This window comes from Nocardia sp. NPDC051981, assembly GCF_040680715.1.
GTDB lineage: Bacteria > Actinomycetota > Actinomycetes > Mycobacteriales > Mycobacteriaceae > Nocardia.
The window spans coordinates 207952-221126 of sequence record NZ_JBFAXK010000004.1; the positions used below are offsets into that span (position 1 = coordinate 207952).

Sequence of the window (13175 nt, forward strand, 5' to 3'; positions counted from 1 at the left end):
AGCGCCTGTACAGCCTGTTGCTGAAGGTGATGTTCCTGCTGCCGCCGGAACGCATCCACCACCTGGCCTTCGCCGCGATGCGGCTCGCGACCCGCTTCGCCCCGGGCCGCGCGCTGACCGCCAGGCTGCTGGTGGCCGACGATCCGATCCTGCGCACCCGCGTGTTCGGCGTGGACTTCCCCGCGCCCCTGGGTCTGGCCGCCGGCTTCGACAAGAACGCCGACGGCGTCGACGCGTGGGGCCCGCTCGGTTTCGGCTACGCCGAGATCGGGACCGTCACCGCCCAGGCCCAACCCGGCAACCCGGCCCCCCGGTTGTTCCGCCTGCCCGCGGACCGGGCGCTCATCAACCGCATGGGCTTCAACAACCTCGGCGCGGCGGCCGCCGCCGAACACCTGGCCCATCGCCTGCCCGGCGGCGTCCCCATCGGCGCCAACATCGGCAAGACCAAGATTGTCGAACCCGAAGACGCCGCAGGCGATTACGCCATCTCCGCTGGACTGCTGGGCCCGCTGGCCGACTTCATGGTCGTCAACGTCAGCTCCCCCAACACCCCCGGCCTGCGCGACCTGCAGGCGGTCACCTCGCTGCGCCCGATCCTGCAGGCGGTCCTCGACACCGTCTCGGTCCCCGTCCTGGTCAAGATCGCCCCCGACCTCTCCGACGAGGACATCGACGCCGTCGCCGACCTCGCCGTCGAACTCGGCCTGGCCGGCATCGTCGCCACCAACACCACCATCCGCCGCGACGGCCTGCGCACCCCCGCCGCCGACGTGGAACCGATCGGCGCGGGCGGCCTCTCGGGCGCCCCCGTCGCCGACCGCTCCCTCGAAGTGCTGCGCCGCCTCTACGCCCGAGTAGGCGGCGAACTCGCCCTCATCTCCGTCGGCGGCATCGAAACCGCCGACCAGGCCTGGGAACGCATCCTCGCCGGCGCCTCCCTCCTCCAGGGCTACACCGGCTTCATCTACGGCGGCCCATTGTGGGTCAAGCACATCCACCGCGGCCTCGCCGCCAAACTCCGCGCCCACGGCTACACCACCCTGGCCGACGCGGTCGGCGCCGAACACAAAACCCGCGCCTGACAACCGATCCCGGCCACTGACCTCGCATGGGCGACGGTCCCACGCGTCATAGGGACCGATCGGATCCGGCGAATCGTCGTGCGGGTCAGGTCGCTCAGGCCCACAGGTGGCGGGAGCGGGCGCCTGTCGTCGAGGGACGGTGGGCGGTGGCCGCCCATCCTGCGAGGATCGATTCGGGTCGTTCGTCCTCCTCGTCGGTCTCTCGGGGAGTGTCTTGCCGGTACATCCGTTCGGCCAGGCGTTGCGCGAGCAGGAGTACCGCGCTTTCGACGCCGATGCCGACTCGGGTGGCCAGGTCGGCTGCCCACAGGTGGGCGGCTTCGTCGTAGACGACGGCCGGGTCGGACAGGATTTCGTCCAATTCCATTCCGGCGCGGGCCTGTTCGTGGGTGAGCCGGTGGGTCGGAAGCCAGCTCAGACGCCAGACCGCTTCGCCGCCCCGGTGCTCGCGGATCGCATACTCGGGGCTGATGGTGCTGGTCATGGCGGTGGTGGTGATGTCGATCATGGGCCCTCCCTCGGTCGTGCACGCGAGCGGCAGGATCGCTGCCCGTTCGCGCTGTGGTGCGCTCGGTCGCGGTCGATGTCCCGCGCCGGGCTGTTTGCTCCCTCATCGAATGCTGGTCGGTCGCAATGTCATCGGGTCTCCTGCTCCCGCCCGAATGCCAGCTGTGCCAACCCCTTTCGCTGTTGTCGACCCACGTGGTGGCGGCCGCGGCGGCCATCGCCGGACTGGCGGTGGGCTGCTGGGCTCCCCAACGCACCCGGCTGCTGCGTGCCCGGGCCCGCCTGATGCGGAATCGCCTGTCCGGGTTCTGAGCTCTTCGCGCAACTCATGTCCTGAAATCGACCGCTCGGCCATAATTGCCAGAGGCAGGGCGGCAGGTGGAGCAGGCGTGAAAGAGCTTCAGGCAACCGCACATTCGTTGCTCCGGAAGGGGCGTGAGTTGCGGGTGCGGGTGAAGGAAGTGCACGACGAAACCGGTGTCGGGCACATGCTGATCTTCGGTGAGCCGGCGGATGACTGCCTGGTACGCATCCATTCCCGGTGTCTCTACGGCGATGTGCTCGGCTCCCAGGACTGTGACTGCGGGCCCGAGCTCGAGCTGGCCATGGACCTCATCCAGGGCGAGGGCGGGCAGGGTGTGCTCATCTATCTCGAGCAGGAGGGCCGCGGTGCGGGCCTCGAGGTCAAGGCGATGGGATTGCATCTCGGCGAGGAGACCGGGGCCGATACCTTCGATGCCTATCGCCGCCTGGGCCACCCCGACGACTCACGCACCTACGACCATGCCGCATACGCGCTGGCCGCACTGGGCCTGCGGTCGGTGCGCCTGATGACCAACAACCCGGACAAGGTTGCCGCGGTGCGCGATGCGGGACTGATCGTGACGGCGGTGCCGCTCGAGACCGAGCCGCGCAGTCCGCAGGCGGCGCTGTACATGGCGGCGAAAGCCAAACGGCGCAGCGCGTATCCGGGGCGGCATGCCGGCATCGGGCGTGACCCGGTGGCCGGACCCTGGGGTCGCACCGTCGATTCCGCCGCCCGCCACCAGGATCGGTAAATTCGGCCACCGGCGTGGCCGTGTAGCCCACGACACAACTGTGATGATCTGGTTACGATGAGTGAGCCGCGCCACAGACGGCGCGTGGCCATCGCGTGATCGGGTTGGTCGTTCTCTCGGACGTCGGAGTTCGCGCAGGTGGGTGCGCGTGTGGCGGGTGAAGCGAGAGGCAATCGGGAAAAGGGTTATGACGACTGACATCGGGTATGCGCACGCATCTGGGAAAACCGTTCACACGATTCCGCAGGCGTTCCAGCAGACATTGACGCTGCGGCCGGGGCAGGTGGCGTTGCGGACCGTCGGGGGGACACAGCAGATCACCTGGCGCGAGTACGGGGAACGGGTGCGCGCCATCGCGGCGGGGCTGGCCGGATTGGGGGTGGGGCGCGGGGACACCGTGGGGATCATGCTGACCAACCGGCCGGAATTCAATCTGGTCGACACGGCGGCGTTGCACGTTGGGGCGACGCCGTTCTCGATCTACAACACCAGCTCCGCCGAGCAGATCGCGCACCTGTTCACCAATGCCGAGAACAAGGTCGTGATCACCGAGCCCGCGTTCCTGGACGTGGTGCGCGGGGCGGGCGTCGAGCTGGAACACATTGTGCTGGTGGAGGGTTCGGCGGCGGGCACACTGACCCTGGCCGAGGTGGAGGCCGCGCCGAAGGCGGACTTCGACTTCGATGCCGCCTGGCGGGCGGTGCAGCCCGACGATGTCGCGACGCTGATCTACACCTCGGGCACCACCGGTCCCTCCAAGGGCGTGGAGCTCACCCACGCCAATGTGGTGGCCCAGATCGTGGGCCTGGTCGAGGGCCCGCTGACCGTCGGCCTCGACGACCGCTCGGTGTCCTACCTGCCGGCCGCCCATGTGGCCGACCGCATTTCGGGCCACTGCGCCAACCTGTTCACCGGCGTGCAGATGACCTGCGTGCCCGACCCGCGCGAGATCGCCGCCGCCCTGCCCGACGCTCGCCCGACCGCGTTCTTCGGCGTGCCGCGCGTGTGGCAGAAGATCAAGGCCGGGATCGACGCCAAGCTCGCCACCGAGTCCAGCCCGGTGAAGAAGGCCCTCGCCACCTGGGCGCTCGGGGTCGGCGCGCAGGCCGCCCGCGCGGATCTGGCCGGCGGCGGCCGCGGCCCGCTGCTGGATGTGCAGCACAAGCTGGCCGATGCGCTGGTGCTGTCGAAGCTGCGTCACGCCCTCGGCTTCGACGAGTTGCGCGTCGCCGCCTCCGGTGCGGCCGCGATCCCGCCGGAGACCCTGGAATACCTGCTGGGCCTGGGCTTCACGGTGACCGAGGTGTGGGGCATGTCGGAAACCTCCGGCGTCGGCACCTACACCCCGCTGGCCAAGCCGAAGCCGGGCACCGTCGGTGTTCCGTTGCGCGGGCTGGAGATTCGCCTGGGCGAGGACGGGGAGCTGCTCGTCCGCGGCGGCATCGTCACCCACGGCTACCGCAAGATGCCCGACAAGACCGCCGAGGCCATCGACGGCGACGGCTGGCTGCACACCGGTGACGTCGCCACCATCGACGGCGACGGCTACGTCAGCATCGTGGACCGCAAGAAGGAACTCATCATCAACGAGGCGGGAAAGAACCTGTCTCCCACCAATATCGAGAACACTGTCAAGGCGGTGTCCTCGCTGGTCGGCCAGGTGGTGGCGATCGGTGACGCCAAGCCGTTCATCTCCGCGCTCATCGTGCTCGACCCCGACACCGCGGTGGTGCGGGCCAAGGCCCTGGGCACTCCCGACGCCGAGTTGAAGACCCTGGCCGCGCACCCGGAGATCGTCGCCGAGATCAAGGCCGCGGTCGCCGAGGCCAATGCCAAGCTCTCGCGGGTGGAGCAGATCAAGCGCTTCACCATTCTGGATCTGGGCTGGGAGCCCGGCGGTGACGAACTCACCCCGACCCTCAAGCTCAAGCGCAACCCGATCGCGGCCAAGTACGCCACCGAGATCGCCGCGCTGTATCTGACCCCGCCGCCGGACGGCGTGATCAATATGAGCTGATCCGGGGGCACGCCACCGGAACAGAGGTGGGCCTGGACGAGTCGTCCAGGCCCACAGCCGTTTTCGCGTCCGCTGCTACGGGCGCCGCATCGCCGGTGGTGTCACCCGCGCGCCGTGGCCGTCCGGGTCACCCGGGCCAGCAGATCGCTCATCGACTCGGCGATCCGCCCCATCTGGCGGTGAGTGTGCTCGGCGGTGTCGTATTCCACCTGAATCGTCAGCCGATCTCCGACAGTGAAGATCGTCATCTTCGGCGGCATGCCGGCCGCCATCGCGAACACCTCGTCCCGCACGAACTCCAGGTCCGCCGGCATCGGATGCGCGGGCAGCCGGCCCATATTCGACAGTGCGATCGCCGGCGCACCCGACAGCATCGCCGCCACCTCCGGCGCCAGCGCCCGCTGCGCGGCCCGCATGAACAGCGCCGGGAACCGTGTGTCCAGCATCTGCCGCATGGTCGCGTCGACCACCGCGCCCAGTGCCCGCGGATCGGCATCCCGATCCACCAGCGCCGGAGTCCCCGCCCCCGAGGCGCAATTGAGCATCGTCGAGACCGGCAGTCGTGGCGACAGTTCCGGCCGCAGATCTGCGGCATGCCCGCACATCAACGGCAGCGGCCCGTCCTCGGCGAGCTCGGCGCGCACCGCCGCCAGGGCGGCACCGGCCAGCAAGCTGTTGACCGAGATCCCTTGTGTGCGCGCCACCTCCACCAGCTCGCGGGTGTGCCGGGGCGACAATTCGATGCGGCGCAACGCCAATCGCCCGCCGGGATCGCCCGACCCGTCGCCGTCGTGCGGCAAGGTTCGCGGCGCGCCCTCGGGCCCGGCGGTCGCCGCCATCTCCATTACCTGCGCGAGGAATCCGTCGACCTCGGCGACGGTGGTGACCCGCGCCAGCAGTCGATCGACCCCGTCGAGCAGGTCCCGATCCGTCTCCTCGGGCGGTAGTGCCGTTCCCGCGACGTGTGCGCTGTAGCGCTGCCACATCTCGTCCAGCAGCGCGAAAGCCGAACGCCCATCGCTGATCCCGTGATGGATGACCAGCACGATGCGACTGTCCACGGGCCCGCGCAGCAGCACCGCCCGGAACAACCCCGCACTCCAGTCCGGGCGGGTGTTGACCAGGTCCCAGTACTCGTCGACCTCTCCGTCGCGCACCTCCAACGGCGGCGCATAGCCCTCGTCCACATCGAACCGCGACACCCCGGCCACGGTGACGGTCCGGCTGCGCAGCAGCACATGCCCGGCCGCGAGCTCGCCGAGCACCCGCCGCAGCACGGCGGGATCGACCGCACCGCGCACGGTGGTGCCGATGAACAGCGGCATCCCGCCGATCGGCACGCTGCCGAGGCAGGTGTCGGTGGCGAAGTAACTGGTTTCGAAGGGGGACAACAGTCTCTGCTGAGTCATGTCGGGGCTCGTACTTCCGTGTGATGGATCGTGCCGAACTCGACCATACACACGTTTCATACACTCGTACAAAACGTATGTTTGAAACATGTGTTACAAACGACCGTTCCACCCGGTGCTAGGCTCTACCGCCGTGGGAACACGAGAAGATCTCCTCGCCGCTACCAAGCAGTGCCTGGCCGACCGCGGCTACGCCCGCACCACCGTGCGCGACATCGTCGCCGCCTCCGGCGCCAACCTCGCGGCCATCAACTATCACTTCGGCACCCGCGACAAGCTGCTGAACCAGGCCATGCTCGAGGCCACCGCCGCCGCCGTGCAGCAGATCCTCGACTCCCTGCCCGCCGATCGGGCCGGCGACCCGGCCGCCCGCCTGAACACCTTCTGGCACAAACTGATCGACTCGTTCACCACCGACCGGGTGATCTGGACCGCCAATATCGAATCCACGGCCCAGGCCCTGCACTCCCCCACCCTGCGCGCGGAAACCGGTGCCGCACAGCAACAAGCCCGCGCCGGCCTCACCGAAGCTCTCGGTGCCGGCGACCCCGCCATCGGCGCACTCCTGCAAACCCTCATCGGCGGCCTGCTGGTCCAATACCTCATCGACCCCGACCACTCCCCCACGCCCGAGGATCTCGCCGCGGGCCTGCGCGGCCTGGCTGAACTCTCGACCCCCGACTAGCCACCTGCACCCGCCGGTGGGCACGGCCGGCCGAGTCGCTGCCACACCACGACGAGCCTCGGGTGTCCGAGTCGGGCGACCGGCCCAGTCTTGTTGGATCCCAGCGCCGTCCGGGTGCTGTCGGATGTCTGAACGGTCGGGACACGGGTCGTGTTGCCCGGACATGACCGTGGCCCCGAGCGAATTCGCCCGGGGCCACAGTCATTTCGGCGTGGACGCCTACTTTTGCTCGTGCGTGCCGATGATGGTGGCGCGGCCGACGGCGTTCATGAACAGGTTGAAGCCCAGGTAGGCGGGCGAGGCGTTCTCGTCGACCTCGAGGCGCTCGACGCCGACGGCGTGCACGACCACGAAGTAGCGGTGCGCGCCGTGCCCGGCGGGCGGGAACGCGCCGGTGTACTCGTGCAGGCCCGCGTCATTGCGCAGGTGGATGGCGCCGGCGGGCAGGGTGCCGCCCTTGCTGGCCTGCCCGCTGGTGAGGCTGGTGGTGGTGACGGGGACATTGGCGAGGACCCAGTGCCAGAAGCCCGAGGCGGTCGGCGCGTCCGGGTCGTACATGGTGACGGCGAAACTCTTGGTCTCGGCCGGGAAGCCCGACCAGCTCAGCTGCGGGGAGATGTCCTGTCCGCCCGCGCCGCCCAGCGCGCTGACCTGATCCAGGTGCAGGGGCTTGCCGTCGCTGATATCGGTGGAGGTCAGGGTGAACTCGGGCAGCTGCGGCAGCGGCGCGTAGGGATTGTAGGAGTAGTCGGGCACGAGCAGTCCTTTCGAATCGTCAGCTGTGCAACAGGAAGTGTTCCAGTACCCGGGCGCCGAATTCGAGCGATTCCACCGGAACCCGCTCGTCGACCCCGTGGAACAGGGCGGAGAAGTCCAGTTCGGGCGGCAGCCGCAACGGCGCGAAGCCGAAGCAGCGAATCCCCAACTTGGCGAAGGCTTTCGCGTCGGTGCCGCCGGAGAGCATGTAGGGTACGGTGCGCCCGTTCGGATCGTGGGCCAGGATGGCGTCGTTCATGGCGTCCACGAGGTGCCCGTCGAAGGTGGTCTCGTAGGAGTCGAGCTTGGTGATCCACTCCCGTTCCACATCCGGCCCGATGAGCGCGTCCACCTCTCGCTCGAATTCGGCCTGCCGTCCCGGCACCACCCGGCAGTCGACGACGGCCTCGGCGGTCTGCGGAATCACATTGGCCTTGTAGCCCGCCCGCAGCATGGTCGGGTTGGCGGTGTCGCGCAGGGTCGCGCCGATGATGCGGGAGATGGTGCCCAGTTTGGCCAGCTGACCCTCGATATCCGGTGAGCCGGGATCGAATTCGAGCCCGGACTCCTCGGCGACGGCGGCCAGGAACTCCGCGACCGAATCGGAGACCACCAGCGGGAAGGTGTGGGTGCCCAGCCGCGCCACCGCCTGCGACAGGATCGTCACGGCGTTGTCCTCGTGCAGGAACGAGCCGTGCCCGGCACGGGCCTTGGCGCGCAACCGCATCCAGCCCAGGCCCTTCTCCGCGGTCTCGACCAGGTACAGCCGCCGCTCGCTGCCGTCGGGCCGCGGTACGGTCAGCGAGAATCCGCCGACCTCGCCGACCGCCTCGGTGACGCCCTCGAACAGGTCGGGCCGATGCTCGACCAGCCACTGGCAACCCCAGCGCCCGCCGTTCTCCTCGTCGGCCACGAACGCCCACACGATGTCGCGCGGCGGCACCGTGCCCTCGATCTTGAACTGGCGGGCCACCGCCAGCATCATGCCGACCATGTCCTTCATGTCGATGGCCCCGCGGCCCCACACGTAGCCGTCGCGCACCGCGCCGGAGAACGGGTGCACACTCCAGTCGGCGGCCTCGGCGGGCACCACGTCGAGGTGCCCGTGGATCATCAGGGCCCCGCGCGAGGAGTCCGCGCCCTGCAGCCGCGCGAACACATTGCCGCGCCCCGGCGCACCCGATTCGACGTATTCGGTGGTGTACCCGGCCTCCTCGAGCTGTGCGGCCACCCACTGCGCGCATTCGCGCTCGCCCTTGGTGGTTTCCAGTTCGCCGGTATTGGAGGTGTCGAACCGGATCAGCGTGCTGACCAGGTCCACCACTTCCGACACGGCGCGAGGGGTGCGGGTTTCGGCGGTTTCGGACACGTCACCTTTCCTACCACCTCCCCGGCACCCCGTCGCCCACCGCCGCCCGCACGACCCGGCCCGCCGCAGGTCGAACGACGACCGGGAGTTGGAATCATCCGTGGCACAAGGGTTCCCGTACCCGGCGGGAAAGCACCCCCGCGCGCACCCGATCGGCGAGGGCGGCGCGCTCAGCGCAGGAAACGGATCGTGTTGGTCAGCGTGGCCAGCAGCGCATCCAGGTGCTGGTCGGCGATGCGGCGTTCGAGGACCTCGAGGTCCAGGCGGGTGGCGGTGGCCCACAGCTCGCCCACGCGGGCCTGGACCTCGACATCGGTCGCGGACAGCACCCACAGCAGCGGCGGCCACAACCGGGCGGCCTGGGCCAACGCGGGCAGCATGAGCAGCGTGGGGGCGTCGAGGGTGGCCAGGCGCAGGCCCGCCCGGCGGCGCACTTCGGCGGGAGTGCGCGCCAGGGGTTCGAGAACCCCGCGCCACACGGCCAGGTCGCTGCTGCCGTCGACGGCGTCGACGAGGGTCTCGGCGATCTCCGGCAGCACCGGGTTGAGGGCCAGCCTGGTCAGGGCGTTCGGGCTCAGCCGCCCGAAGAAGCGCAGCATGTCGTCGGTGGCGTCGGCGGCGATATAGGTGGCGATCAGATCCGCCACCGCCGAAGGCGGGGCCACCTCGAAGAGGATGTCGCCCACCGCGGCGATCACATCGGGGGCGCAGCGCGCGAACACCGACAGCGCCGCGAGCCGTAACTCCTTGGAACCATTGATGACCGTGTCCAGCAGCCGCGGCACCCGCTGACCGCTGCCCGCGAGCAGCTGCCGCATCACCGCACTGAGCGATTCTCCCGAATACGCGTAGGCGGCCGAGCGGATGAGGCCCTCGTCATCGGGCACCCCCTCCTCGACCGCCTGGATCAATTCCGGTGTCGCATAGGCCAGGAACGGCCCCGCGGTGATGTAGTCGCGCCGGGCCAGCAGCTCGTTCACGATCGCGACCACCGGCGCGGGCGGCGCGTCGTCGGCGAGCTGGCCGACCGTGCGCGGATCCAGATACGGCGCACAGTCCGCGGCGTATCCGACATCCAGCCGCAGCAGCGCCTCGATCGCCTTGGCCGGATACTTCACTCCGATCGCGCCGGCCGCGCGCCCGGTCATGGTGGGCGGCACCAGTCGCTGCACGATCGGCAGCGAGATGCTCAGCGGGATGACGGGGACCAGCTTGGCGATGCGCTCGAACACCGGCGCGTGCTGGTCGAAGAGGTTGCCCGCCATGCGTTGTTGCAGCTCGTGCAGGCGATGCGGGCCGAGCCGTTCGAGGTGGGCGAGCCGTTCCACCGGCACGTGCAGGGTCCGGGCCAGCAGGACGAGCTGGGCTCGCGTCACCAGTTCGGTCATAAGCCCGGCCGCACCGTGTACGCGTGGCAACCCGCGAATTCGACTGTGGCGGACATACTTTCCCCGTTCCCCGGGTGACCCGAGCTGGGCCTCCGGATGTCGACCGCCCATCATAGAGGTGACCGCGGGGCGAAAAGTGCAAAAAGTGCAGAGTCCCTGTACACCGTTAGGATGCGGCCATGAGTCAACCCGCGGGGTGGTACCCCGAGCGTCCCGGATCTCCAGTGCTCCGCTGGTGGGACGGCAGCCAATGGACGAATCACACTCAGCCCCAGCAGCAACCGGCGCCGGCGCCGCAGCAACTGGATCGGCCCCGGTCCGACCAGTTCGCGCAGCAGCCGAACCAGCCGCACGCTCAGCAGTCGCAGCCGCATCAGGTCCAGCAGCAGTACGCGCCGCGACCTCAGCAGCAGTACGGCCAACAGCCCCAACAGCAATACGGGCAGCAGCCCCAGCAGCAGTACGCTCAACAGCCGCAACAGCAATACGGGCAGCGCCCGCCACACCCGCCGCAGCCGGGTCAGCCCTATGGCGCGCAACCGCAGCAGTTCGGTGGTCGCAGTGAGGCCAGCCCCTGGGAGCTCGAGGTCGGCAGCGCCGACAACCCCGCCGACATTCAGCGCCAGGTGCAGCAGCAGGCCGGGATCGCCCCCGCCCAGGCCGGTGGCGGCACCGTGTTCACCGAACCCGTGCTGGTGGTGAACCAGAAGGTCAAGTTGATCGAAATGGTCAACGAATACAGCGTCTTCGACCAGCACGGTCGCCAGATCGGCGCGGTCGCCGAGGTCGGGCAGAGCGCGCTGAAGAAGGCCGTGCGCTTCCTGTCCAGCTACGACCAGTTCATGACCCACAAGCTGGAGATCCGCGACGCGCACGGCCAGTGCCTCATGCGAATCACCCGCCCGGCCAAGGTCTTCAAGTCGAAGTTCCTGCTCGAGCACGGCAATGGCGCGCCGATCGGTGAGATCATCCAGGAGAACATGATCGGCAAGATCAACTTCGCCTTCGTGGTCAACGGTCAGCAGATCGGCGGTATCCGCGCCGAGAACTGGCGGGCCTGGAACTTCGCCATCCACGACCACACCGGTCAGGAGGTCGCCCGCATCACCAAGACGTGGGAGGGCCTGCTCAAGACCATGTTCACCACCGCCGACAACTATGTCGTGCAGATCCACCGCCAGCTCCCCCAGCCGCTGCTGTCCATGGTGGTGGCCTCCGGCCTGGCCATCGACACCGCCCTGAAACAGGATTCGCGCGGCTGGAACTGACCGCGCAAGCGGCGCGCAAGCCGACGCAAGCGCCCGGTGATCGGCTACCACCACAGTGATCCTCATGAACGAGACACGAGATGTGGTGGTGGCCGGGGCCGGACCGGTCGGGCTGATGCTGGCCTGCGAGCTGCGGCTGGCGGGAGTGGACGTGCTGGTCGTCGAGCGCCTCGCCGAACCCGATACGACGATCAAGGCGGGTGCGATCAATGTGCCCACCGCCCAGGCGCTGGGCCGGCGCGGGCTGGTGCCGGAACTGCGGGCGGCCCACGAGGCGGCGCTGGCCCGTATGGGCCAGATGTTCGCGGGCGCAGCGGTTCCGGCCGCGCCGCGGCGTGCACCGGCCGGTGCGCACTTCGCCGGGATCATGCTGTGGGCCGACAATGTCGACGGCGCGGATCCGGCCTTCGCCGATCTGGGCCCGGCCGCCGAATACCGCTTTCTCGATCAGCAGACCATCGAGGCCGTCCTGGCCCGCCGTGCCGCCGACCTCGGAGTACCGGTGCGGCGCGGGGTCGAGCTGACCGGATTCGACGACGACGGGGTCGGTGTCACCGTCGACTGCGGCGGGCACACCGTGCGCGCCGGCTGGCTGGTCGGCTGCGACGGCGGCCGCAGCACCGTGCGCAAACTGGCCGGATTCGAATTCCCCGGGCTGGGCCCCGAAATCACCGGCCGCCAGGCCCTGGTCGAGATGACCGGCGCGGAGAACGTGCCCCTGGGCTGGCACACCACCCCCACCGGCATCTTCGTCAACGGCCCCCAACCCGGCCGCATCCTGACCGTGGAACTCGACGGCCCGCCCGCCGACCGCACCAACCCGGTCACCGCCCGGGAGCTCGAGGACAGCTTCGAACGCGTCACCGGCGTGAAAGTGCAGATCTCCACGGTGGTTTCGGCCACCCGCTTCACCGACAACACCCGTCAGGTCCCCGACTACCGCAGGGGCCGGATCCTGCTGGCCGGCGACGCCGCCCACGTGCACTCCCCGTTCGGCGGCCAGGGCCTGAACCTGGGTATCGGCGATGCGGTGAACCTGGGCTGGAAGCTGGCCGCCGTGATTCGCGGCCGATCTTCGGAGGCGTTGCTGGACACCTACACTCGCGAACGCCACCCGATCGGCGCCTGGGTGCTGGACTGGACACGGGCGCAGATCGCGCTCATGCGCACCGATCCGCGCAGTCGCGCGCTGCGGGCGGTCACCACCGACCTGCTCGACACCCCGGCGGCCACCACGCAGGTGGTGAAGAAGCTCTCCGGCGTGCTGCACCGCTACGACCTGGGCAGCGGTGACCCGCTGGTCGGTGCGGCCACACCCGATTTCGAGCTGTCCGACGGCACGAGCGTGTCCGGTCACTTCGCCGACGGCCGTGGCCTGCTGCTGGATCCCAGCGACTCCCCTGCACTGAGCGCCCAGGTCGAGCCGTGGGCGGATCGCATCCGGATCGTCGCCGCCAAACCCGCCCAGCCGCGCGAGCCGCTGTCGCTGTTGATCCGCCCCGACGGCATCGTCGCCTGGACCTCCGCCGAGCCGCAGGGGCTCGAACAGGCCTTGGCCACCTGGTTCGGCAGCCCGGCGTGACCGGCGCGGCGGCACCGGCCCGCGGTGGGCAGCTCACTTCACCACCGCGGC

At 69.4% G+C, this 13175-nt stretch carries 12 protein-coding genes; 7 read left to right on the forward strand and 5 right to left on the reverse strand.

Features of this window, described 5'->3' with window-relative positions; genetic code table 11:
- Positions 1-5 precede the first annotated feature (5 nt).
- Positions 6-1085 carry a quinone-dependent dihydroorotate dehydrogenase gene (locus AB0L60_RS10300; RefSeq protein WP_364610879.1) on the forward strand — a complete coding sequence of 360 codons (1080 nt, stop codon included), beginning with the start codon at positions 6-8 and terminating at the stop codon, positions 1083-1085.
- A gap of 94 nt (positions 1086-1179) precedes the next feature.
- On the opposite strand, the gene AB0L60_RS10305 is transcribed toward AB0L60_RS10300, so the two are convergent.
- Complete coding sequence (locus AB0L60_RS10305) at positions 1180-1593, reverse strand: hypothetical protein (RefSeq protein ID WP_364610336.1); 414 nt, start codon at positions 1591-1593, stop codon at positions 1180-1182.
- Between the two features lie 125 nt (positions 1594-1718).
- Between AB0L60_RS10305 and AB0L60_RS10310 the strand changes: the two genes are divergently transcribed.
- The 3 genes from AB0L60_RS10310 to AB0L60_RS10320 all read left to right on the forward strand — a co-directional run bounded on the left by AB0L60_RS10310 (position 1719) and on the right by AB0L60_RS10320 (position 4667).
- Entirely contained in the window at positions 1719-1904 is a 186-nt protein-coding gene (locus tag AB0L60_RS10310) for a hypothetical protein (protein WP_364610339.1), read from the forward strand.
- A 77-nt stretch (positions 1905-1981) separates the two neighbouring features.
- Positions 1982-2650, forward strand: a complete 669-nt coding sequence (gene ribA / locus AB0L60_RS10315; protein ID WP_364610342.1) for a GTP cyclohydrolase II RibA — start codon at positions 1982-1984, stop codon at positions 2648-2650.
- A gap of 187 nt (positions 2651-2837) precedes the next feature.
- Positions 2838-4667, forward strand: a complete 1830-nt coding sequence (locus tag AB0L60_RS10320) for a long-chain fatty acid--CoA ligase (protein WP_364610345.1) — start codon at positions 2838-2840, stop codon at positions 4665-4667.
- 101 nt (positions 4668-4768) lie between these two features.
- Here AB0L60_RS10320 and AB0L60_RS10325 read toward each other — a convergent pair whose 3' ends face one another.
- On the reverse strand, positions 4769-6076 hold the full coding sequence (locus tag AB0L60_RS10325; RefSeq protein ID WP_364610348.1) for a hypothetical protein: 1308 nt from the start codon (positions 6074-6076) through the stop codon (positions 4769-4771).
- Positions 6077-6209: 133 nt separating this feature from the next.
- On the opposite strand from AB0L60_RS10325, the gene AB0L60_RS10330 reads away from it, so the two are divergent.
- Positions 6210-6761, forward strand: a complete 552-nt coding sequence (locus AB0L60_RS10330) for a TetR/AcrR family transcriptional regulator (RefSeq protein WP_364610351.1) — start codon at positions 6210-6212, stop codon at positions 6759-6761.
- A 219-nt stretch (positions 6762-6980) separates the two neighbouring features.
- On the opposite strand, the gene AB0L60_RS10335 is transcribed toward AB0L60_RS10330, so the two are convergent.
- The 3 genes from AB0L60_RS10335 to AB0L60_RS10345 all read right to left on the reverse strand — a co-directional run bounded on the left by AB0L60_RS10335 (position 6981) and on the right by AB0L60_RS10345 (position 10274).
- Positions 6981-7517, reverse strand: coding sequence for a YbhB/YbcL family Raf kinase inhibitor-like protein (locus tag AB0L60_RS10335; RefSeq protein WP_364610354.1), 537 nt, complete (start codon positions 7515-7517; stop codon positions 6981-6983).
- A gap of 19 nt (positions 7518-7536) precedes the next feature.
- A complete protein-coding gene (locus AB0L60_RS10340) occupies positions 7537-8886 on the reverse strand; it encodes a M20/M25/M40 family metallo-hydrolase (protein WP_364610357.1) in 1350 nt (449 codons plus the stop codon).
- Positions 8887-9056: 170 nt separating this feature from the next.
- The gene (locus AB0L60_RS10345; protein WP_364610360.1) at positions 9057-10274 is read right to left on the reverse strand and encodes a hypothetical protein; all 1218 of its coding nucleotides are present in this window, start codon (positions 10272-10274) and stop codon (positions 9057-9059) included.
- A gap of 179 nt (positions 10275-10453) precedes the next feature.
- Between AB0L60_RS10345 and AB0L60_RS10350 the strand changes: the two genes are divergently transcribed.
- Both AB0L60_RS10350 and AB0L60_RS10355 read left to right on the forward strand, forming a co-directional pair.
- The gene (locus tag AB0L60_RS10350) at positions 10454-11542 is read left to right on the forward strand and encodes a phospholipid scramblase-related protein (RefSeq protein WP_364610363.1); all 1089 of its coding nucleotides are present in this window, start codon (positions 10454-10456) and stop codon (positions 11540-11542) included.
- Between the two features lie 64 nt (positions 11543-11606).
- Positions 11607-13124, forward strand: coding sequence for an FAD-dependent monooxygenase (locus AB0L60_RS10355; RefSeq protein ID WP_364610366.1), 1518 nt, complete (start codon positions 11607-11609; stop codon positions 13122-13124).
- The last annotated feature ends 51 nt before the right edge of the window (positions 13125-13175 follow it).

Coding starts and splice junctions, on each gene's coding strand:
- AB0L60_RS10310 (WP_364610339.1), top strand. CDS start 1,719: ATGTCATCGGGTCTCCTGCTCCCGCCCGAATGCCAGCTGTGCCAACCC.
- AB0L60_RS10320 (WP_364610345.1), top strand. CDS start 2,838: ATGACGACTGACATCGGGTATGCGCACGCATCTGGGAAAACCGTTCAC.
- AB0L60_RS10325 (WP_364610348.1), bottom strand. CDS start 6,076: ATGACTCAGCAGAGACTGTTGTCCCCCTTCGAAACCAGTTACTTCGCC.
- AB0L60_RS10305 (WP_364610336.1), bottom strand. CDS start 1,593: ATGATCGACATCACCACCACCGCCATGACCAGCACCATCAGCCCCGAG.
- AB0L60_RS10345 (WP_364610360.1), bottom strand. CDS start 10,274: ATGACCGAACTGGTGACGCGAGCCCAGCTCGTCCTGCTGGCCCGGACC.
- AB0L60_RS10350 (WP_364610363.1), top strand. CDS start 10,454: ATGAGTCAACCCGCGGGGTGGTACCCCGAGCGTCCCGGATCTCCAGTG.
- AB0L60_RS10355 (WP_364610366.1), top strand. CDS start 11,607: ATGAACGAGACACGAGATGTGGTGGTGGCCGGGGCCGGACCGGTCGGG.